The following is a 21877-nucleotide window of genomic DNA, read 5'->3' on the forward strand; positions in this document are numbered from 1 at the left end:
CTTATAGTGTACCGTGGTACATAGCCTTCACTATCCCGTCAGATAATCCTATTTTAGGTACGTAAATGTTCCTGGCACCGCTCCACTTCATGGCATTGAGGTAAATGCGCGTGGCATGGATAATTACGTCAGCACGGTCCGGGTTCAGTTCCAGGTCGGTAATACGCTGCTCATAGCTCATGCTGCTCAGTTGCTGGTACTGGCTCTGTATGTAAAAATAAGACAACGGCTTATCCTGCTTTTTACCCGAAAGCTTAAACAGCTTGTTTATGTTACCGCCAGAACCTATGAGGTTAATATTCTCATACTGTTCGGTAACGGTTTTAATCCATTTTTCTATTTCGTGCCATACAACATCATTCACCATATTGTTCAGCAGGCGCACGGTACCGTTCTTAAATGATTTAGATGCCACTATCTTACCATCGGCAAATAATGAAAATTCAGTACTGCCGCCACCCACGTCTACAAACAGGTAATTGTGCCCGGGTTTTAAAAAATCGTGCAAATCTGTAGCCGCAATAATAGCTGCTTCCTTTTTGCCGTCTATAATATCTATCTTAATATCGGCCTCACGCTGTATAATATCCACTACTTCCTGGCCATTATAAGCCTCACGCATAGCCGATGTAGCACAAGCTGTATAGCGTTCTACTTTGTGTACCTTCATAAGCAGGCTGTAGGCTTTCATGGCATCTACCATGCGTTCTATATTTTCCTCGGTAATTTCCCCTACAGTAAAAGCATCCTGGCCGAGGCGTATGGGTACGCGCACCAGCGAGGCTTTGTTAAACGCAGTTTCTTTTCCGGGTGCTTCCACGATATTAGATACCAAAAGCCTCATGGCATTTGAACCAATATCTATAGCAGCATATTTTTTTATAGTAATCATGTAGTCTAGCTCGTGTCTTTAAAATCGTGTTACTCTTCCGTGCCTTCTGGGCTAACGGTGGTATAAATTACCTCCAGCTTGTTGCGGTAGTAATTATAGGTTTCCTGCTGCGCACGGAACGGTTTAGCATTGGCCTTTTTACGGTATTTGTTTTCCATACCTTCGCTGTGTAGCCTGGCTTTAACGTTGCCCTTCCACCCTATCTCAAAGGTATCCAGCAGCTCCTTCTTAATATCCTCATCATATATAGGGCAGGTAACTTCTACACGCGAATCAATATTACGCGTCATAAAATCTGCCGACGAAATATAAATATCCGGATGGCCCGCATTCGCAAAAATATAAATACGCGGGTGTTCCAGGTAATTATCTACAATACTTATCGCTTCAATATTTTCGCTCATGCCAGGTACTCCCGGTATAAGGCAGCACATACCACGTATAACCAACTGTATACGTACACCCTCGCGGCTGGCTTCATACAGCTTGTCTATCATACGGAAATCGGTAAGGCTGTTCATTTTCAGCTTTATATAGGCTTCTTTTCCTGCTATAGAATTCAGTATTTCCCTGTCTATCAGCTTATAGAATTTATTCCGCATATAGTGCGGCGATACTATAAGGTGCTTGTAGCGATGTACTTTGTAATTTACGTCAAAAAAGTCGAATATCTTGCTTACCTCCTTCATTATCTGCTGGTGGCCGGTAAATAGCGTTACGTCAGTATAAATCTTAGCGGTACTTTCATTAAAGTTACCGGTAGATATAAAGCCATAGCGTTTTATTTTACCATTTTCAAGACGCTCTACAAGGCATATTTTGCTATGCACCTTAAGCCCTTTCACACCAAAAATAAGATTGATACCCTCAGTCTGCATCATTTCGGCATAGGTAATGTTACTGGCTTCGTCAAAGCGTGCCTGTAGCTCTATCTGTACTGTTACCTTTTTGCCGTTTTTGGCAGCATTTATAAGCGAACTGATAATCTGCGAGTTTTTTGCAAGCCTGTACAGCGTTATCTTAATACTCTGCACTTTTGGGTCCAGCGCTGCCTCACGCAAAAATTTAATCACATACGAATACGACTGATAAGGCGCATATATAAGGTAATCTTTCTTTTTTACGCGTTGAAGAATGTTGCCCTCCAGTGTAAGGCCGTTTACCGGCAGCGGAGGGTTTTGCTGGCTCAGCAGGTCGGTGCGGCCCAGCGTAGGGAAATCCATATAATCCCTGCGATTGTGGTAGCGCCCGCCGGGTATAATACTATCGGTAGAATCTATGTTTAGTTTTTCAAGGAAGTACTGTAGTGTATCTTCCTCTATAGATACATCGTACACAAAACGAACAGGCTCGCCAATGCGACGGTCTTTTACCCCGGTCCAAATCTTCTCCATAAGGCTCTTGCTCTGGTCTGAGTCAAGATCGAGCTGGGCATCGCGGGTAATCTTGATCATGTGTGCCGAAATGCTCTCGTAGTTAAAGATGTTGAAAATATTATTCAGGTTATAACGTACCACATCATCAAGCAGTATGATAAAATGCTTCTCGTTTACCGATGGCAGTATTACAAAACGGCTCACGGTTCGCGGCATTTCTATAATGGCATAGCGTACACGCTTTTCGCCATCGCCCTCTCTTTTAGGTGGCAATACCATTTTTACCGCAAGGTAGCCCGCAGTATCTTTAAGCAGCGGAAACTCCTTAAGGTCGTTAAGTACAATGGTTACCAGCTCATTGCTCACCTTTTGCAAAAAGAAATCCTTTACAAACTGCTCCTGTTCACGGTTCAGTTGGGCTTCATTCAGCATGAAGATGTTCTCCTTTTCCAGTTCCTTTTCTATACGGCTCAGGATGCGGAGGCTTTCACTTTGCTGTTCTATAACAATTTCTGTAATCTCGCCCAGCAGCTTGTGTGCCGAGTCGGTAAGTGGGAGTTCTTCACTGGTTATGCCCTCCAGGCTCAGGCGGCGAATGGCGGCATAGCGTACACGGAAAAACTCATCAAAGTTATTGGAGAATATCCCTAAAAAACGAAGTCGGTCTAATAATGGTACAGTTTCATCGGCGGCTTCCTGCAATACGCGAGCGTTAAATGCGAGCCAGCTTTTTTCCCTGTCGTTATACCGGTTAACCGGTGAATGATGGATCATATTTTTTTAATTCTCTTGGAAAGATTAGCACATCTGTTGAACCTTTGGTAAGGTTTTTCCAGTCGTCTGTATCAAACGTCATGGAAACAAACCCCGACGTAGGCACATTTTCCACATCGCGGTTCCCAAAGGTATTAACAAAATTAGTAATCGCATCATTATGTCCAAAAAGAATTAGGTTATCAAATTGGTTATCGCAGGTTTTTACCACTTTTGCCAGCGACTTGTGGTCAAAAGTATACAGGTCGTCCCTGAAGTTGATAGTATCTATAGGTACCGAAAGCGTTTCGGCAAAAATATAGGCCGTGTTACGGGCGCGTTGTGCCGTGCTGCTCCATACTATATACGATTTTGGCAGGCTGTCTTCAGCCTTTGCTGCCACAAGGTGGGCGTCCTGTATGCCACGGGTACTCAGCGGGCGATCCTTGTCGTTAAGGGGTGCATCCCAACTCGATTTAGCATGGCGGATCAATATAAGGGTTTTCATACGCTTCTGTTTTTGAAATGATTATAACTAAATTTACAAAAATTATTAAAGCAATGCCACCCAAATAGTTAATTTGCTCTTAAAATTATGATAAAAATTCTATTCTGTTAATTTTTACGGCGCCAGCCTTACCACCTTCCATGAATGGTCATCCTGTAGTATAAAACGGATACGGTCGTGCATACGGTTTGGCCTGCCCTGCCAAAACTCCACGCTCACCGGCCTTACAAGGTAACCGCCCCAGTGCTGCGGGCGTGGAATTACTTTTCCCTTGTAATTTTTCTCTACAACCGTAAGCCTGTCATCAAGGTAATCACGGGATGGCACTACACTACTCTGTTCTGATGCTATTGCACCCAGTTTGCTGCCATCGGGGCGGCTGTCAAAATAACCGTCGCTTATATTCACGGTAGTCTTTTCAGCCTTACCCTTTATAATTACCTGACGCTCCATATCCTGCCAAAAGAACGACAGGCATACGTTAGGGTTTTCGGCAATGGCCTTCCCCTTATCGGAATTATAATTGGTAAAGAAAATAAAGCCCTCGTAAGTATACTGCTTAAGCAGCACCACTCGCGAATTCGGGTAGCCGTCCAGCCCCATTGTACTAACCGTCATGGCATTTACCTCGCCTGACATACCAAATTCCTCTGCCTCTATAAACCACTTCTTAAACAGGTTTATAGGGTCTTCGGGCAGGTGGGTTTCATCAAGCTGGCTCTTTTCGTAAGAACGGCGGTAATTGCTCAGGTCGCTCATGGCTTCGGGTATTTTGTTTGTAAAGCAAAGTTACGCTTTTGGTGGTTTATGGCTAACGAAAGCATGCCTATAATTTTACAGGCGGCAGTACGTTTTTTCGCACTTTACCGTTACCTTTACAAACAAAGAAGAAAGCAATGCCCGAAAATATTACCATACTGAGCGAAGAACTGCTAAGCAACAACTGGGGTACCCTGACCAAAGTTACCTACCAGACCACCACTCCTGACGGGGAAACTGTAACAGGAGTACGCGAGGTATACAACCGTGGCAACGGCGCTACCATATTACTGTACAATAAGGAAAAAGGCACCGTAATCCTTACCCGCCAGGTACGCATACCCACCTATTATAACGGTAACCCCGAAGCACGCCTTATAGAAACCTGTGCCGGCCTGCTGGACAACGAAAGCCCCGAGGAAAACATTCGCCGCGAAACCCAGGAAGAAACCGGGTATATTGTGGGCGAAGTTACCCGCATTATGGAGGTATATATGTCGCCAGGCTCAGTGACTGAGACCATACATTTTTTTGCCGCGCCTTACAGCGATGCCCTTAAAAGTGGTGACGGCGGTGGCCTTGAAGAAGAACAGGAGTTTATAGAGGTACTGGAACTGCCGTTTACAGAAGCATTCGGCATGATAAAGAGTGGCGAAATCAAGGATGCCAAAACTGTTATGCTGCTGCAATGGGCTAAGATTGAAGGGATTTTAGGGTAGCCTTATGGCTTGTCTTCAAGCTTCCTGACCACTTCTGTAGGCGGTAATTTGGCTTTTTTTGGAAGTGCGTATAAAAAGTCAATAAGCCTGTCAGCTACTTTTGGCGGGAACATGGATTTGAGGTATTTCCGCTCACCGTTATAATATAGGATAATGGTAATTTCAGGCGCGTCTGCTCCCCACTGTTCCGGGAAATATAATGTCCTGATATTACTTGTTGATAAAATTTCCAAGAGTTCTTGATATAAATCATCGGCAATTACCCCTTCATACCTGCCCAATTTTTCTTTTTCGCCTTCAAACACAAACATTGGTTTTGGCTCATATTGAATGTACGTGGTTCTGCTTGCTTTAATTTCTATATCTATAACCGGACAGGTACCAAAACATGGCGTGGTATGAAATATAAGTTTTTCAAAATTCAGCGCCGCATCAACATTAAATTTATCTTTAGTGAATTTAATCATCTTTCTGTTTTGAAAAAAGCTCTTAGAAAGTTTGGATACAGGTTTTAACCACAGTTCTGTTTCTGACAATTTCAGTATTTTAAAGCTATACATAGAGGTATGCAGCTTTTTATAATCTTCCCTTGATGAATAAAATTCCTCAGTAAAATTAAGTTTCTTTTTCTCAATTGATAATGCCAATTCTTGGCTGTCATTTAATGTCGCAATTATATTTGTATGTTCTGCTACACTATCAATCATAATAATATCGCTTTCCTTAGATATCCATGTACCTTTTAATTGCGATAATTCCTGTGACCACACGGCAGCACTAAACAGTAATAACAGAAAGTAAATATTTTTCATGGTTGTTGTTTTTAATATTCGCTTTTCAACCCTTTAGATTTTATAAGATGTAACACGTGGTTGGCCACATACAGTGCTTCATTCCTGTATTTGGCATCGGTATATACAGAAAACACCTTTTCATGCTTTTGTCCTGATTTTACCATTATATGCACTATAAAATAATGGTAGGTATTATACCTTCCGCTTACAGTATCTTCATGGTAACTAAGGTTTAAAACCGTATCGGCGGTATAGGATATTTCTTTCTGCCGTAACCTGTATTTATATGAAATATGGCCGGGCGATACCTTTACAAAATCGCGTGCCATGCTCAGTACCATATACATACTATAGCCCATTAACGGTAACCCCAAAGCCAAAAGCACCATGGGCAGCCACTGAAAACCTGCTGTAACAACAAATACAGCACAGATAGAAAATATCATCATAAAAATTACAACACCATCCCTTACCCAGGTATTCTTCATGCTAAAGTATTGGGTAACCAAAACATGCCCGGGGGTATCTGTAATTACCACTCCTATTTTTTTAGATAATTCCGATATCGGTTGGCCATGCATTTTTTTAACAACTATATTTTTAAACTAAGTATCTAAGCTTCTCAGTAACTCAGCATCTTTTTTAACACTCCCTTACAAACAGTACCGTAAGATAATGCTTATTTTTATATCCGCACAATTACAATCAAAATGGATATTACCTTTAACAACGACCCAAAACTAAACATATTGCTCCCCCTGCTCTACCACGCCTGGCAGGACAGCGAACTCACCACCGAGGAATACAAAGCCATAGCCGATTTTATAGGCAAACAGGACTGGCTCACCAAAGCCGAAAAAGATTTTTTACGGTCTAAAATAGATGCAGGTATACCACCCACACGTTCGGAGCTGTTCCACTGGAGGGAAAAGATTGATACCGTACTGCAAGCCAATCCTAAAACTGCATCGTTTACCGACCTTGGCATCCTTATAGCCAATGCCGAACGTATTGCCGTTAAGGACGAAGATATTGCCAAAATAGCCCCTGCCGTTGCCCTGTTGGAACAACAACTGGGGATTATAGGCGTTGATGCGCTTTCGGCTTACCGAAAAAAGGAAAGCATTACAGCACAGCACAATACCGAGCATACGTTTGACACCGCCGCCATGACAGCGCTGCTGGATGCCGACCATTCCGATATTATCAATAAAGTTAAAGACATCATCAGCCGCAAGGATTTTACCCCCGTGGTAGACAGCGATATTAATGCCTTCCGCGAACAGGTGCTTGGCTGGTGCAAGGTACTCGCCGATGAAGGCATGGGCAGCTACGCCTACCCTGTTGCCTACGGTGGCAAAGGCGATATGGAAGCCTACTTTGCCATTATGGAAACCCTGAGCTACCAGGATTTGAGCCTTGTTATTAAATTTGGCGTGCAGTTTGGCCTTTGGGGTATGAGCGTTATGTTCCTCGGCACCGAAAAGCACCATAAAAAATACCTGCCTGCCATAGGTTCACTGGAACTGCCCGGCTGTTTTGCCATGACCGAAACCCACCATGGCAGTAATGTAAAAGGCATCCGTACTACGGCTACGTACAATCATGCTAACCGTTCGTTTACCATACACACTCCCGAGAAATACGACCGAAAGGAATACATAGGCAACGCTGCCGTACATGGTGAAGCCGCCACGGTTTTTGCCAAGCTTATAATTGATGGTAAGGATTACGGCGTAAATGCGTTTATAGTGCCCATACGTAATAAGGAGAAGCAGACGCTACCGGGTGTTACCATTGAAGATTGCGGGCACAAAATGGGCCTTAACGGTGTAGATAACGGTATCATTACCTTTGATAATGTGGAGATTCCTTACGAAAATATGCTGGATAAATTTGCCTGCGTAAATGAAAACGGTGAATTTGAAAGCCCTATCCCGAGCGATAACCGCAGGTTCTTTACCATGCTGGGTACGCTGGTAGGCGGCCGCATCGGTATACCGCGTTCTGCGCTGGCAGCCGGTAAGGTAGGCCTTGCCACAGCAATTAAATACGGTGACAAACGCAGGCAGTTCGGCCCCGAAAGCGGACAGGAAGTACCGATACTCAACTACCGTATGCACCAGCGCCGCCTGATGCCCTACCTGGCCAATGCCTACGCGCTTACCTTTGCCCTGCAATACCTTACCAAACGATTTATAAACCGCAGCGAAGCCGATATGCAGGAAATTGAAGCACTTGCCGCCGGGCTTAAATCCTACACTACGTGGAATGTACGCAATACACTACAGGAATGCCGCGAGGCTTGTGGAGGAAAGGGTTACCTGAGCGAAAACCGCATAGACGACCTGAAAAACGACACTGAGATTTATACCACTTTTGAGGGGGATAATACCGTATTAATGCAGCTTACTGCAAAGAACCGTTTGGGTGAATTCCGTAAGCAATTTGGTGAAATGAGCGTGAGTACCATTTTTAATTATGTAGTGGAGCAGGCCAAAACAGGCATTACTGAAAAGAACCCGTTTGCAACCCGAAATACCGACGAAACCCACCTCAAAGACCCTGCCTTCCATTTACAGGCGTTTAAATACCGCGAACGTGAGTTGGTAAATTCTGCCGCAAGACGCTTTAAAAAGCTCACCGATGATGGATTGGAACCTTTTGATGCGGCCAACATTATGCACCCGCACATGCTGCAAATATCTGATTCGTACCTGGACAGGGTGATTTTAGAGCAATTCCAGGCAAAACAGGAGACTGTAACCGACCAAAGCCTGAAGGAACCGCTTACCGGCCTGTACCAGCTCTTCGCATTGAATAAACTTGAAGAACACAAAGCCTGGTACCTGGAACAAGGCTATATGGAAGGCGTAAAAACCAAAGCCGTACGCAAACTGGTCAGCCAGCTCTGCTGGGAAATACGCCAGGATGCCGTGCCGTTGGTCGATGCCTTTAACATCCCTGAAAACTGCCTTGGGGCTATTGCCGCCAATAAAATAGAAGAAGCTTAAAAAAGTAAAAAGGTGCTGCCTCAGTTTTGAGACAGCACCTTTTAAATATATCCCTATTACACTATTATTTCAGCTTGTATACCTCGCTACCTGCAAGCAGCAGGCAGCCCAGCCCATAATCCTCAAAATCGGGTTCTTTAGATATGGATAGCGGCTGGCCGTCTTTCGGCTCTTTGCCGGTACCCTGTACCCAGCCCAGGAAACCGTTTGGTTGTACGCAGTCGGTTACTATGGCGTTCCATGCCTTAAGCAATACAGGCAGGTAGGTTTTGCGGTCTACAATACCGTTGTTTATGCCATACGCCATGCCGTATACAAACAGTGCACTGCCGGTCATTTCTTTTCCGCCAAAGTTAGTGGGGTCGTGCAGGCTTACATTCCATAGGCCGTCTTCCCTTTGTATTGGCGGCAATGCCGAAAGCAGGTCTTTAAAATCCTGAAGGTATTCGGCATAATGCGGGTCGTTTTTAGGGGTAATCTCCAGTGTACGTGCCAGTGCAGCCACTACCCAGCCATCGCCACGGCTCCAGTAACAGTCCTGGCCGTTTGGTTCTTTATAAGGAGGTACAAAATCCTTATCCCTCCACCACAGCTTATCTTCTGGGTTGTACAGGCCGTTTACACCATGTTTGTTTTTGGTATAGGCATACATCTGGTAGTTACGCTCGTAGTACCTCGGGTCGTTATAAAGCTTGCCTAATTTAGCATACACGGGCATGGCCATTTGCAGGGCATCAATCCAGTTCCAGTCGTCTATCTTGTCGGTAGCCATCATGCGGTCTATCGATTCCTTAATGTCTTTTACCCATTCCGGGTGTTTCTTTCCGTCCAGTTCATACAGGTCTATGTAGGTTTGCCCGGCACAGTGGTTGTCCGCATGCCTGGTTTCCACACCACCGCGAAGCCCCCATTTGTGGCGTTCGCCCCATTGTACGGCGTAATCATAGTATTCCTTTTTCGGGTCTACCGAATACAACGCCATAAGCCCCTCGTAGTACACACCGCGTGTCCACAGGTTACTGGAACGTTCTTTGCCCCCACCAAAGGTAGGCGCCCCCGGATCGGGCCATTTTTTCATAAAGTAGCTGTTTGCCCTTTCCATAACTTCTGTTACAGAAGCCTTAGATGGGATTTTCTCGGTAGATGCCGTAGCGCTTTTTTGTGTCCCACAGCCTGTCAGTACCAGTGTAAGCCCTAATATACTGCCTGAAAGTATTCGTTTCATATTATTAAAAATATAATAGTAAGTATGTTAATCCATAAATATTTTAATTACTCCTCGGTGATTACCACGCCCCACGCCGGCAGGGTTATGGTTTCACCTTTTTTAACGGTGCGGTTATCCAGCAATGAAGCCCCCGTTCCGTAAGGGTAAACCACCTGTTGCGGTGCAGCGCTGTAGTTAAACAGGTAATGCACTTTTTTGCCTTTACCGTTAGTACCCTCGCGCAGTATGATTGGGAAATTGTATTTGCCTTCCAGTGGCAATACGCCTGCCCGTTGTGCCGACCTCTTCACTATGGTAAACAACAGCTCGTCTGAAGGTACAGTGCCAATATATACAAGGTGGCCCTTGCCGTAATCATTCTCGGTTACGGTAGACCATTTACCAAAGAACGGATGGTCTACAGAAGCAAGTGTCCTTGCAGTTTCAGGTACTAAAAACTCAAACCACGAGTTTGCTGCAGACTTGGTTACCCCAAGGCTGTTTTCTTTAAAATCAAGGCTCCCGATTGTGGAATATTCCTGGTAATAAAACCCACAGGCTTTGCGCAGCGGCCCCGGTGCCTTCATGGCACGTACGGCATCATATTCATTGCAGTAACCGGATTTAAACAGCATTACCACCTCACCGCCGTTTTTAACATAAGCGTCTATTTTTTGCAAAAGCGCATCGGTTGCCACATACAGCGGCGGTACAATCAGCAGCTTGTACTGGCTGAAATCGCTCATCTGGTCGCAGGGGATAATATCGGCTTCTATGTTCTGGTCATAAAGCGACTGGTGCAGTTTCTTTATGAATTCGTAATTATCATTGTTAGAAAAAGGCATGAAATTCAGCCCGAAATACGAATCATGGCTAAACAGCAGCGCTGCATTATTCTGCTTTTTAAGGTTGACCAGCTTCTCGCCTATCTTCCCTATTTCCTTAGCCGAAGCCGCAAACTCATTGTACACACGGTTCGGTTCCTGATCGTGCCCCAAAAGCCCACCCCAGTAGGTTTCCTGCCCGTAATGCAGTGTAGCCCAGTGCCAGTATTCTACCATATTGGCACCACTGGCCAGGTGGCTGTACATATTCTGGCGGAGTTGCCCGTCGTAAGGAGGGTAATAATTTTTAAGGTCCCAACCTATACCGTTAGCATTGGTTTCGGTAACTATATAATTGCCTTTAATAACCGTACGCATATAGTCGCCTGCAAAGGCTATATAACGCCCATCCTGTTTATCCTGTACTTTATTGTACACATTTATAGCCGGATACTGCATCTGCCTGAACGATTCCACGTGGTCTATGTCGTTAAAATGCGGCATAAAACAGTGGGTCATGAACTGGTCTTTACGCTTGTATTCCTTAACAATGTCGGCCTGCCAGTTCAGGAAATCGGCCAGTGCCTTACGGTTCCAGCGCTCCCATTCCAACTTATACGATGGGTTGGTAACGCCATTACGCGCATAAAACTCATCCCAGTTATAAATGTTCATGCCCCAGTAATTAAGGCCCCATTCTTTGTTGAGCTTCACCAGGTCGTTATTAAAGCGCTGCTTCACAAAGTCCTTAAACCCCTCGAAATAATCGTCGTTGTTTACACCACGTGCCACAAGCTCGTTATCCAGCTGGTAACCGATGATTGCAGGATTTTTGGCATAATGCTCCATAAGCTTACGGATAATACGCTCACAGAAGAAACGGTATTTCGCATTATAGAAATCCATATTCTGGCGGATGCCGTAATAGCTTTTTTCGCCATTGGTTTTCACCGAAAGCACTTCAGGATACGCCTTTGCCATCCACGCAGGAATGCTGTAGGTAGGTGTGCCAAAGATGATTTTAATCCCTGCTTTCTGGAACTTTTCCACAATACGGTCCATCCAGGCAAACTCAAACTTACCTTCGCTCGGCTCAAAAAGCCCCCAGGACGACTCCCCTATCCTTACCACGGTTACGCCGCTTTGCTTCATCATCTCAATGTCCTTATCCAGGCGGTCGGTTGGCGTGTATTCACTATAATAGGCCGCACCGTAAAGCGGTTTATCAAATGTATACTGGGCATGAGCAAATAAAGCCATGAATATAATTATGGCCGTAAATAATCTCTTATTTTTAATAATTCTGTTCATTACCATTGTTTTTTTAACTGACTATTGTTTTGGCAGGTACTCAAACCAGTCGAATACCGCATTATTGGTACTTTTAATACCGTTTGCGGTAGCATACATGCCTATACCCGTACCATTAAACTTATTTATACTGCTGTCAGACATTACATTTATATTTTGTACCGGGCCTATTGCTTTCATATCATCCGGCGCATTACCGTAGCTGAATTGTAAACCGGTTTTATCAACCTTTACTTTCAGGTATACAGTTCCCTGTTCATATTTTATATGGGCTACTGTTTCTTTTTTACCATTATCTTTCTTTATCAAAATAATACCCGACTTATCCCTGACCAACAAATAATAACTTTCAGCATTACGGTGGATAATTAATCCTGCCGTTTCGTTATCCTTATTTGTTTTAAATTCCAGTTTGGTCGATGCCACAAAGTCATGATGTTTTATTTTTTGTACAATCAATGCCGGACTAACCAAATTGTCTACTGTTTCAGGCTTTAGACGCAGTTCCAGCCTACCTTTATTCAGACTGTAAAATTTATCTTTGGGAGTCCGTATAAAATACCAATCCATAGACAGGCCTTTTCCGGTAAACTCATCCCTGTAAGGTACCGGTGCAAACGGGGTCCATGGTAGGTCAGGCCTTTGCTGCTCAGCCATCACCCTGCCAAAACCGGGATTAAATATGGGTGTACCGTCCTCAAATGTTACTTTACAAAGAAATGTTTCCCTCGAAAGGGGCGTTTCACCATCTACCAGCCTTTTACCAAGTACCATCGCCCACCAGTCACCATTTTGTGTTTGTACAAGGTCGCCATGCCCCACTGCCTGGATTGGATATCCTTTACCCAGATGCCTGTGCGACAAAACCGGGTTTATTTTATCTGAAACATAAGTCCCTAAAACCGATTTGCTATGGTGGGCAGCTATGGCATGATAGGTATCAGTTCCTCCTTCAGCAGTTAAGAGCAAATAACTTCCGTCAATATTATATAAGTGTGGCGATTCTGTATAGCTTGCGTTATTGGCATGCCCATACGTAAGTACTTTTCTTTCACCAACTAATTTACCAAGTTTTATATCAAGCTCCTGTGCCCAAATGGCGCATTGTCCCGGCCAGGATTTTTCAAAGTCCCAGGTATTACCACTATAATAGCATTTACCGTCAGTATCCCACATTAGGGATGCATCAATGCCCGGAGCATCTTTAAGCCAAACCGGGTCAGACCATGGCCCTGCAGGATTTTGGGCAGTGATGTAAAAATTACCGCCACAGCCCGAACAGGTTGTAGAAATATAAAAAAGTCCATCATGGTGCCGTATAGTAGTGGCCCAGATACCATCTTTATCTTTAAGCCCGGCGAAATCGACTTGTCCGGCACGTGAAATCCCATGGCCGATAAGCTCCCAGTTAACCAAATCTTTACTATGGTATACAGGTATGCCCGGAAACCATACAAAAGATGATGTTACCAAATAATAATCATCACCAACCCTGCAAACAGAAGGATCCGGGTTGAATCCCATCAGTACAGGATTCCGGAAATTATCCGGCTCCTGCGCCCGGGCAAACAGAAACATCATACAGAAAATAACAATCTGTAATTTCTTCATCTGCTGTTATTTTTTATACCCGTTTAAATATTTAGACAGCTCACAGCCTTTTAATTGCTTCAGCCCGTTTACTACAAGCTGTGCATTTACCTGCGCGCCGTCTTTATTGGTATGCGTATGGTCTTTAGGGAAATATTCCTTAACCGCAGCCGGGCCTTTCTTTTCATAATCGGCAATGACCAAATCGTTCAGCGGAATGAAATACGCACCGGTTTGCGTGGCAACTTCCTTGCCCCAGGCAGCGTATTTATCCTTTTTCATTTTGCCGTTTTCGTCAAAATCTCCCCTCGGTACCGGCGAGCAAATGATTGCCACAGCGCCTTTGGCCTTGGCCTCATTCACGTACTTACGCATGTACCAGCCATAGCTGTGCACGGTTTCATCTACCTTACGGATAAGGTTGTGTATCTGCGTGCTGTCATTTCCGGTTCCGGGTATGGTGCCGCGTGCACGCAGGGTATCGTTTAGCGGGCCACCGTCGTTATGGCCAAACTGCATGATTACGTAATCACCTTTTTTAAGGGTGGAAAGTATCTTCTCCCAGCGCCCCTCTGTAAGGAAGGTACGGCTACTACGCCCGCCAATGGCGCGGTTTTGTATCGAAATTTTTGTGGTATCAAAATGGTCGCCCATAAAGCTTCCCCAGCCCCAAAGCAAATCAGCCCCCTGGCCGGTTCCGTTTTTTACGGTTGAGTCGCCTATAATGTACAGCGTTGGCCTATTCTTAAACGGCATAAACGAGAAAGCCGTTGCGGTAAACACCACCATTAATGCGATGATAAAACCCTTCTGTTTCATGCTTATTTTGTATTGGCCGATGCAGGCTGTTTTACAACAATATTAGCTTTTGGTGGCTCAGGCATTTTTTCATCCATATAGAAGCTGGCATGCGGCGGCTGGTTGTAGGCCACGTTTTGCCAGGCAATGCTCAGCCTGTATTGTGGGTTGTGCATCAGCGTATACAGCCTGTGTTCTGTTGGGATGTTAGTACTGAATATCTTCAGTTCCTTATTATCTTCCGTCCTGTAGATAACCTCCTCACGCCAGTCGCCAAACAGGTCGGCCGACAGCACCGGGTTCATCTTGGTACCGTTGTTAGACGCGCAACCGAAGTTTTTGGCATCAAGCAGCACATTGGTACTTTCTGTTTTATAATCCCATTTGTCTATAACGGTACCGTTCAGTAGTTCGCTCAGCAGGTCGCCGTCCCAGTAGATACCCATATTGCATGATGGTGCTTTCTCTGAAATCCTGTTGCCTTTACAGTCGAACATACCGCTCATGCCGGCACTGGTAGCCCAGCACTCTGAACCCGGATAACGCGGGTCTATATTCAGCGCAAGGCCACGTCCCGGTCCCTGCCCTTTGTCAGCTTTAGAAAGCGACGGTTTTTTCCAAAGGACTTCGCCTGTGGCACCATCCCTGAAGTGCATACCGGCATCGTCAAAACGTTCCTGTATGTCAAAAATCTCCACTCCGGGATGTGTAGGGTCAAGGTCGCCCACATGCAGTGCATCACCGTGGCCGTAACCGGTACTGTTCAGAACTTTGCCGTTGTCGTCCACCGTCATGGCGCCATATACAATTTCATCTTTGCCGTCGTTATCCACATCGGTCACCGAAAGGTTGTGGTTGCCCTGCCCACCGTATTGCTTGGTTTCAGGCGATGCAGCCGAATCAAATAGCCAGCGCAGTTTCAGTTTTTTATCTTTAAAATCCCAGGCAGCAAGTGTGGTACGGGTATAATAGCCACGGCACATAACCAGGCTTGGCGATTTCCCGTCGAGGTAGGCCACACCCGCCAGGTAGCGGTCGCTGCGGTTACCGTTGCCGTCACCCCAAACTTCTTTCAGTTGCTCTTTCGTAGGGTTTTCAGTATCAGGGTGGCGTGGTACAATAAATTTGGTAGTTGTTATTTCGGCACCGGTTTGCCCGTCGAAAACCGTAAGGTATTCCGGCCCAAGGAGTATATGGCCGGTTTCGTTGCGCCAGTCCTTAGAGGCGTCGCCTATCACCTTGCCTTTACCATCGGTAGAGCCATCGGCGGTTTTCATGGCCACTTCTGCCTTGCCGTCGCCGTCCAGGTCATATACCATAAACTGTGTATAGTGTGCGCCTTCGCGGATGTTTACCCCAAGGTTGATCGTCCACAACAGCGTACCGTCCAGCTCATACGCCTGGAAAATAGGCGGGTCTGTAGGGCCATCGTGGCTGTTATCGTGAGATTTACCTACCTGGTGCAGCACAATTTCATACTCACCATCACCATCCAGGTCAGCCACCGAAGCATCGTTCGGGGCATAACCTTCAGGTGTTTTCAGGGCAATAGATATATAAGCTGGCTGGTTTGCCTTAATGGTAAACCTTTCGCCCGCGAGCTCTTTTTTACCGGAAACCACTTTCACCACATAGGTGTTGTCTTTGGTTTTATCGGCTTTGGTATCTAAAAAGTTGGTGCCTTTAGTAAGTGGCTTGCTGTTCAGCTTTACCTCCTTGCCATTGGTAACACGATACAGGTTGAAGGCAGTGTTCTTGTCTTCGGTACCCAATAGGCGCCAGCTTACCAGTATACCCTGTTCGGCAGTGGTAGCTGCCACTCCCCTTTTCAGGTATTCCATTTGTTTCTGTGCATGCAGGCTGTTGCAAGCACCCAAAAGCGCCGCAAGCACTACTGCCTTGCCCAAATAGCTATGCAGTTTATGTAACTTTTTTTTCATTTGTCCTGATGGTTTTTGTTTGGAATTATAGCGATACCCCGCGTTTCCACGGGATAAAATCATCCTGGTTCAGTTGCACAGCTTTCGGTATTACTTCACCACTTGCTGCTTTAATACAATATTCCAATATAGCTTCACCCATTTGCTGAATGGTCTTTTCACCTTCAATCACCGGCCCGCAGTCAATGTCTATAATATCGCCCATGCGGGTTGTAAGGCTGCTGTTGGTTGAAACCTTAATGGTGGGGCATACTGGGTTTCCTGTAGGTGTACCGAGCCCTGTGGTAAACAGTATCAGTGTGGCTCCGCTGGCAGCTTTACCTGTAGTAGCTTCCACATCGTTACCGGGAGTACAAACCAAATTTAAGCCCGGCTTTGTAGCGGGTTCGGTATAGTCCAGCACATCTACAACAGGCGATGTACCACCCTTTTTGGCAGCACCGGCACTTTTAATGGCATCAGTAATAAGCCCATCTTTAATATTGCCGGGCGATGGATTCATGGAAAAGCTGGACCCCGCATTGGTTACAATCCTGTCATAGCTTTTCATAAGGCCCATAAACTTTTCCGCTGTAGGGCGGTCTACAGAGCGGTCTACAATTTCCTGCTCCACACCACACAATTCGGGGAACTCAGCAAGCAATACCTGCCCGCCCAATGCCACAACCAAATCGGCACAATAGCCCACAGATGGGTTTGCCGATATACCACTGAAACCGTCGCTTCCTCCACATTTTACACCAAGGCACAACTTGCTCAGTGGTGCCGGTTTACGTTCCAGTGCGTTGATTTGGGCCAAACCTTCAAAAGTTTGCAGTATGGCCTCTTTTATCATTTGTTCTTCGCTTTGCGATTTCTGTTGTTCAAAAAGATATAACGGCTTATCAAAATTCGGGTTGTGTGCCTTCAGGTCGGCCATAAAATCCTGCACCTGCAGGTTTTGGCAACCAAGGCTCAGCACGGTAACCCCACCTACATTCGGGTGGTCAGCGTAGGCCGCAAGGAGTTTACTCAGCACTGCTGCATCCTGGCGAATACCCCCACAACCGCCCTGGTGGTTCAGGAATTTAATACCGTCTACATTTTTAAACGGCCTGTCATTACTATTTTGTGATGGCGACAGGTCTATATCTGCAAGGGTTTTACCTTCTTTGTAGGCTTCAAGCAGTGCATGCGTGTATTGCTTGTATTTATCCGTTACGGCATAGCCCAATTCATTGTGCATGGCCTCACGGATAACATCCATATTGCGGTTTTCACAAAACACCGTGGGAATAAACAGCCAGTAATTTGCCGTCCCTACCCTGCCGTCGCCACGGTGGTAGCCGTTAAATGTTTTTCCTTCAAATTGAGATACGTCGGGTGCATGCCATTCAAAGTCAACATCCCTGTAAAAATAAGGCTCGGCGGCATGCTTCAGGTTTTCCGTACTCATACGGCTACCGGCAGTTACGGGCAGTTGTATTTTGCCCACAAGCACCCCGTACATGGTCACTTCATCACCGGACTGCATGTCCTGCATATAAAATTTATGCTTTGCCGGTATGGTTTCCTGCATTACATAGTCGTGCCCTTCAAAGGAAATTATTTCTCCTTTGGCAAGGTCAGATAAAGCCACAATTACATTATCCTTAGCATTTACTTTTAAAACCCTGTGCTTCATCTGAATACTAATTATTGTTCCAATGCCGCTACGGTTTGCAGCGCACCGTTTGTAGTTATACTTTTCATTTGTGCCTTAACCGCATCGGCAAAGCCTGGTAAGGCTGCAAGGTTGGTTTCCCAAAGTGTTTCATTCGCCAAAACCGTATCTACCACAGCATCTGCATCATTACCATTCCACAATTCATGGAAATATGCCGCAGATTCATCTTTTATCTCATACAATTCGCCATTGCGTTCACCCCAAAAACGGCTGTCTTCATTTTTAACTGCTTTCATGTATAACACGTAAGCGGCAAACCCTGTAGCCATATATTTCGGTACACTGTTATTTACCTTGTAATGCTGTAGTAACAGCGGTACGTTGCGCATCCTCATTTTTGAGGTATACTGTACCGTAATGCTCTGCCACTGGTGGTTGATGAACGGATTGCAAAAACGCTCAAACGTATCTTTGGCAAAGGCTGCTTTTACATTCTCGTCAATTTCATACGGAATGGCATTGCTTATCTGCTTCATAAGCTTGTGTGTAAACACACTATAAAATTCATTGCCCACAGCTTCACGGGTCAGTTCAAAACCGCACAGGTAAGCCAGGCCACAGTTAAAAGTATGTGTACCGTTAAGGATACGCAGTTTTAACTCTTTAAACAACGTAATATCCTCGGCTATTTTTACGGCATCATCGGTTTTATAGAATGATAGTACTTCCTTTACCTTTTCACCACCCTGTATTGCCCAGAGGCAAAACGGTTCACTCATGGTAAGCAGGCTATCGGTATAGCCTAAAGCCGTTTCAAGCACTTCTAAATCATCACCCGATGGCTTACCCGGCACAATTCGGTCTACCAACGAATTGCAAAACGTATTATGCTCTGTAAGCCATGAAATAAAAGCCGCTTCAAGATTGTTATAGGCTGCCAGACGCAATACTATACTTTTTAAAGTATCACCATTATCTGTAATCAGCTCAGTAGGCACTATCACCATACCTTTGGTAGCATCGCCATTAAACGCCTTATAACGCTCATATAAAAATGCCAGCAGCTTCCCCGGGAATGACTCAGGTACACCATCGAGCACATTTTCCTCCACATACTGAATACCAACTTCGGTAGTATTAGATAATACAATACTCATTTCGGGGTTGTGGGCGCATTCCAGTATTTCTGCCCATGCAGTTTTGGCAGCCAACACACGGCTCACCGATGCATTAATAATATCCTCTTTCACCTCGTTGCCATTAGCCAAACCACGCACACAAACGGTATACAGGCTGTCTTGTTGGGCAAATTCGTCGCTACTGCCGCCGGTAGACTTTACTATAACCACCCGGCCGTTAAATACGCCCTGCCTATTGGCTTTATCTATAAAATAATCAGGGAGGCCGCGCAATAGCACCCCTGTACCAAATTGCAGTACCTTTTCGGGTAGGGTAAATATTTTTTCGTCGGGAATTTGCAGCCCCGGTTTTGCTTCAATATGCTTTAAATTTTCCTTAGATAGTTGCATTGTTATTTTGTTTGTTTCAATAGCCATTTTACCCACTCTTCCGCTGCCTGGTAGTTCACAAAATCGGCAGGCATTTTTTTGCCGCCTACATACTCATTATAAATCCACGGATCGCCCAGCGTAAACACTGTCCCCTTACCGTATTTGGCCACAGCCATAAGGTTATTCTCCCCGCTTTTAAGTACCGTTTTTGCTGGGGTTGCCACATTCAGCGAACTGTATTCTTTTACATACAGCTTTTTAGCTGAGCCAAATATCTCGTGTCCGGCAGGTGTCATTACGGCTCCCTGCTCAAACTGATCATTCTGCACACGGTTGTGGCTGTCCTCATTAAAATGGATGCCAAACTTATCTGAAAGGATATTAAGGTGTTGCAGGTCGCAATTGCCGCTGTCATTAGCCAATAGTACCAGCACACCGCCATTTTTCACCCATTTGGCTATTGCAGTTGCTCCCTGTTCATCCATATAGTTAGGGGTAGCCGTTTCCTTTTCGGTATCAGGATCTACAATGATATATACCGAAGCGCTTTTAAGTGTTGCATCGGTAGGCTTGGTTTCCAGCGAGCTGATTTCTGCGCCTTGTTTGCTAAAAATCTCCCCAAGCGAAGAATATCCCCCAAAGGTGGTATCTTCCCAGGTGTAGTGCCAGCGGGTATCTTTGCCGGTGGTTTTATCCTTTTTCCATTCGTTGTTGTAGTAATAGTCTAACACCACTTTTTTCTTTGGTGCAGTAGTGCCCGCCTGTTGCGTAACGCAGGCCGCCAGTAACGATGCCGCTGTGGCTATAATCAGTTTAGGGTTTATCATACTTTTATATTTATTTAATCAAAATTTTATCTACCGACACAAAATAACCGGTACTGCCGTAATTGCTCTTCTTTTTGTCCGACCAGTTTCCGCGTACTCCCATTACGGTAACCGTAAGGGTATAATCTTCTTTGGGTAAAACCGGGCTTATAAACCGTAATCCTGCCGACTTGTACTTCACATAATAGTCAATCAGGGTTGTGAGTATCACTTTTCCTTTGCTGTCTTTAAGTTGTACTTCGGCATAACCACCCTCAGGGCCACCTGCACCGTACAGGCTTATTTGTGTGCCGTTAAAAGGTACAACAAAAGCATCAGCTTTATTGTCAGATGCTGTTTCAGCTTCGGTTTGTTTCCAGTTGCCAATGTATTTTATGCCTTTATCGATATTCTCTATACTCTTGCCTTTGGGTTTTACAACCGTAGCCAAACCCGTTTTTACATCGATCTGCCAGGCTTCTGTAAAATCAGGCAACGAAAGCACTGCGCCTTCTACTTTCAGCGGCTGCCACACATACGTAGCCGAAGATGCCTGCTTAGGGTACGACCACCTGTCGCCCATAAACATATAGGTCGTGCCTTTAGTACCCTGTATGGGTAATACAAAGGTGGTTTGCGAGTTCCACGTAAGGGTGTTTTCCGGGGCGAAAAGGCCACGCTTTTCCCAGGGGCCATACAGCGAAGTAGCCGTGTAATAATAGTTATCGTTCTTTTCCCAGGCGGTAAGGTTCGACCCAAGGAAATAATACATATCCCCTTTCCTGAAAATAGCGGGCGACTCAAAACCGGGTTCAAAGCTTTTATTTACCTGTTCGGTAACGCTTTTGTAGTCACTGCTGAGCTTGTAAATGTCACCGCCATGCAGCAGTACATAACCGTTGCCGTCAGTATCCTGAAAGGTACCCATATCCCATTTTTTAATTGGCTGGCCGTTAAACAGCAGTGGCCCTTTAAAGATATACGGCCCGGTTATTTTATCTGAAGTGGCATAGCCTACAAACTGGCCTTTATAGGTAAGCGTATCGGCATGCATGTACATTACGTATTCTTTAGTAGTGGGGCATTTCATTACCTTAACCCTTTCGCCTACACTGTTTGGCCCCAGTTTACCCGAAGGCTGCACCGGCAGGGCAAGGCTTTCAAACTTCCAATTGTATAAATCAGCAGACGAATAGCAGTTAAAACCTGCAAAGGCATTGCTGTCGTCCTGGTGCTTTTCGCCAAACAAATAGTACCTGCCATTGTCTTTTACAATACAGGCACCGTGGGCGCTAACTACCTCGCCCTTGTCATCAAACCAGGGTGTACCGGAGTATATGGCATCGTAACCCGACTTTTGCGCATGCGAAGAAATACCACTAAGGAGCAGTAACAGTAAGGCTACTATTTTTATAGGTTTACCCAAAATG

The 21877-nt window shown here is 45.2% G+C and carries 17 protein-coding genes; 2 read left to right on the forward strand and 15 right to left on the reverse strand.

Annotation, left to right across the window (positions count from 1 at the left end; genetic code table 11):
• Position 1 precedes the first annotated feature (1 nt).
• The 4 genes from ACZIX4_RS10415 to pdxH all read right to left on the reverse strand — a co-directional run bounded on the left by ACZIX4_RS10415 (position 2) and on the right by pdxH (position 4288).
• Positions 2-892: a Ppx/GppA phosphatase family protein gene (locus ACZIX4_RS10415; RefSeq protein WP_463335570.1), complete on the reverse strand. Its 891-nt coding sequence runs from the start codon at positions 890-892 to the stop codon at positions 2-4.
• A 29-nt stretch (positions 893-921) separates the two neighbouring features.
• The gene (gene ppk1 / locus ACZIX4_RS10420) at positions 922-3042 is read right to left on the reverse strand and encodes a polyphosphate kinase 1 (RefSeq protein ID WP_463335571.1); all 2121 of its coding nucleotides are present in this window, start codon (positions 3040-3042) and stop codon (positions 922-924) included.
• Positions 3020-3529 (reverse strand): SixA phosphatase family protein, encoded by a 510-nt coding sequence (locus ACZIX4_RS10425; RefSeq protein WP_463335572.1) that lies wholly within the window; start codon positions 3527-3529, stop codon positions 3020-3022. Before ACZIX4_RS10425 ends, ppk1 begins: the two co-directional genes overlap by 23 nt.
• Before the next feature lie 114 nt (positions 3530-3643).
• Positions 3644-4288 carry a pyridoxamine 5'-phosphate oxidase gene (gene pdxH / locus ACZIX4_RS10430; RefSeq protein WP_463335573.1) on the reverse strand — a complete coding sequence of 215 codons (645 nt, stop codon included), beginning with the start codon at positions 4286-4288 and terminating at the stop codon, positions 3644-3646.
• A gap of 137 nt (positions 4289-4425) precedes the next feature.
• Here pdxH and nudK point away from each other — a divergent pair, with 137 nt between their 5' ends.
• Complete coding sequence (nudK, locus tag ACZIX4_RS10435; protein WP_463335574.1) at positions 4426-5007, forward strand: GDP-mannose pyrophosphatase NudK; 582 nt, start codon at positions 4426-4428, stop codon at positions 5005-5007.
• 2 nt (positions 5008-5009) lie between these two features.
• Here nudK and ACZIX4_RS10440 read toward each other — a convergent pair whose 3' ends face one another.
• Together ACZIX4_RS10440 and ACZIX4_RS10445 are read right to left on the reverse strand one after the other, a co-directional pair.
• Positions 5010-5819 carry a DUF6438 domain-containing protein gene (locus ACZIX4_RS10440; RefSeq protein ID WP_463335575.1) on the reverse strand — a complete coding sequence of 270 codons (810 nt, stop codon included), beginning with the start codon at positions 5817-5819 and terminating at the stop codon, positions 5010-5012.
• A gap of 11 nt (positions 5820-5830) precedes the next feature.
• The gene (locus tag ACZIX4_RS10445) at positions 5831-6382 is read right to left on the reverse strand and encodes a hypothetical protein (RefSeq protein ID WP_463335576.1); all 552 of its coding nucleotides are present in this window, start codon (positions 6380-6382) and stop codon (positions 5831-5833) included.
• Positions 6383-6511: 129 nt separating this feature from the next.
• Here ACZIX4_RS10445 and ACZIX4_RS10450 point away from each other — a divergent pair, with 129 nt between their 5' ends.
• Complete coding sequence (locus ACZIX4_RS10450) at positions 6512-8815, forward strand: acyl-CoA dehydrogenase family protein (RefSeq protein WP_463335577.1); 2304 nt, start codon at positions 6512-6514, stop codon at positions 8813-8815.
• Positions 8816-8879: 64 nt separating this feature from the next.
• Here the strand turns inward: ACZIX4_RS10450 and ACZIX4_RS10455 are convergent, their stop codons facing one another.
• The 9 genes from ACZIX4_RS10455 to ACZIX4_RS10495 all read right to left on the reverse strand — a co-directional run bounded on the left by ACZIX4_RS10455 (position 8880) and on the right by ACZIX4_RS10495 (position 21873).
• The gene (locus ACZIX4_RS10455; protein WP_463335578.1) at positions 8880-10040 is read right to left on the reverse strand and encodes a glycoside hydrolase family 88/105 protein; all 1161 of its coding nucleotides are present in this window, start codon (positions 10038-10040) and stop codon (positions 8880-8882) included.
• Positions 10041-10087: 47 nt separating this feature from the next.
• Positions 10088-12106 carry a beta-galactosidase gene (locus ACZIX4_RS10460; protein WP_463335579.1) on the reverse strand — a complete coding sequence of 673 codons (2019 nt, stop codon included), beginning with the start codon at positions 12104-12106 and terminating at the stop codon, positions 10088-10090.
• A gap of 72 nt (positions 12107-12178) precedes the next feature.
• Positions 12179-13768, reverse strand: a complete 1590-nt coding sequence (locus ACZIX4_RS10465) for a glycoside hydrolase family 43 protein (RefSeq protein ID WP_463335580.1) — start codon at positions 13766-13768, stop codon at positions 12179-12181.
• 6 nt (positions 13769-13774) lie between these two features.
• Positions 13775-14566, reverse strand: coding sequence for a rhamnogalacturonan acetylesterase (locus tag ACZIX4_RS10470; RefSeq protein ID WP_463335581.1), 792 nt, complete (start codon positions 14564-14566; stop codon positions 13775-13777).
• Between the two features lie 2 nt (positions 14567-14568).
• Entirely contained in the window at positions 14569-16485 is a 1917-nt protein-coding gene (locus ACZIX4_RS10475) for a rhamnogalacturonan lyase (RefSeq protein WP_463335582.1), read from the reverse strand.
• A 25-nt stretch (positions 16486-16510) separates the two neighbouring features.
• Entirely contained in the window at positions 16511-18148 is a 1638-nt protein-coding gene (locus ACZIX4_RS10480) for a UxaA family hydrolase (RefSeq protein WP_463335583.1), read from the reverse strand.
• A gap of 11 nt (positions 18149-18159) precedes the next feature.
• On the reverse strand, positions 18160-19659 hold the full coding sequence (locus tag ACZIX4_RS10485) for a tagaturonate reductase (protein ID WP_463335584.1): 1500 nt from the start codon (positions 19657-19659) through the stop codon (positions 18160-18162).
• Between the two features lie 2 nt (positions 19660-19661).
• Complete coding sequence (locus ACZIX4_RS10490; RefSeq protein ID WP_463335585.1) at positions 19662-20468, reverse strand: DUF4350 domain-containing protein; 807 nt, start codon at positions 20466-20468, stop codon at positions 19662-19664.
• Between the two features lie 10 nt (positions 20469-20478).
• The gene (locus tag ACZIX4_RS10495) at positions 20479-21873 is read right to left on the reverse strand and encodes a family 43 glycosylhydrolase (RefSeq protein WP_463335586.1); all 1395 of its coding nucleotides are present in this window, start codon (positions 21871-21873) and stop codon (positions 20479-20481) included.
• Positions 21874-21877 lie beyond the last annotated feature (4 nt).

Source organism: Flavobacterium niveum (genome assembly GCF_055231775.1).

Excerpts from the sequence above, each read along its gene's own strand:
- ACZIX4_RS10465 (WP_463335580.1), bottom strand. The coding sequence starts at position 13,768 with ATGAAGAAATTACAGATTGTTATTTTCTGTATGATGTTTCTGTTTGCC.
- ACZIX4_RS10440 (WP_463335575.1), bottom strand. The coding sequence starts at position 5,819 with ATGAAAAATATTTACTTTCTGTTATTACTGTTTAGTGCTGCCGTGTGG.
- ACZIX4_RS10460 (WP_463335579.1), bottom strand. The coding sequence starts at position 12,106 with ATGGCTTTATTTGCTCATGCCCAGTATACATTTGATAAACCGCTTTAC.
- ACZIX4_RS10455 (WP_463335578.1), bottom strand. The coding sequence starts at position 10,040 with ATGAAACGAATACTTTCAGGCAGTATATTAGGGCTTACACTGGTACTG.
- ACZIX4_RS10480 (WP_463335583.1), bottom strand. The coding sequence starts at position 18,148 with ATGAAGCACAGGGTTTTAAAAGTAAATGCTAAGGATAATGTAATTGTG.
- pdxH (WP_463335573.1), bottom strand. The coding sequence starts at position 4,288 with ATGAGCGACCTGAGCAATTACCGCCGTTCTTACGAAAAGAGCCAGCTT.
- ACZIX4_RS10470 (WP_463335581.1), bottom strand. The coding sequence starts at position 14,566 with ATGAAACAGAAGGGTTTTATCATCGCATTAATGGTGGTGTTTACCGCA.
- ACZIX4_RS10485 (WP_463335584.1), bottom strand. The coding sequence starts at position 19,659 with ATGCAACTATCTAAGGAAAATTTAAAGCATATTGAAGCAAAACCGGGG.
- ACZIX4_RS10415 (WP_463335570.1), bottom strand. The coding sequence starts at position 892 with ATGATTACTATAAAAAAATATGCTGCTATAGATATTGGTTCAAATGCC.
- nudK (WP_463335574.1), top strand. The coding sequence starts at position 4,426 with ATGCCCGAAAATATTACCATACTGAGCGAAGAACTGCTAAGCAACAAC.
- ACZIX4_RS10490 (WP_463335585.1), bottom strand. The coding sequence starts at position 20,468 with ATGATAAACCCTAAACTGATTATAGCCACAGCGGCATCGTTACTGGCG.
- ACZIX4_RS10450 (WP_463335577.1), top strand. The coding sequence starts at position 6,512 with ATGGATATTACCTTTAACAACGACCCAAAACTAAACATATTGCTCCCC.
- ACZIX4_RS10445 (WP_463335576.1), bottom strand. The coding sequence starts at position 6,382 with ATGCATGGCCAACCGATATCGGAATTATCTAAAAAAATAGGAGTGGTA.
- ACZIX4_RS10425 (WP_463335572.1), bottom strand. The coding sequence starts at position 3,529 with ATGAAAACCCTTATATTGATCCGCCATGCTAAATCGAGTTGGGATGCA.
- ppk1 (WP_463335571.1), bottom strand. The coding sequence starts at position 3,042 with ATGATCCATCATTCACCGGTTAACCGGTATAACGACAGGGAAAAAAGC.
- ACZIX4_RS10475 (WP_463335582.1), bottom strand. The coding sequence starts at position 16,485 with ATGAAAAAAAAGTTACATAAACTGCATAGCTATTTGGGCAAGGCAGTA.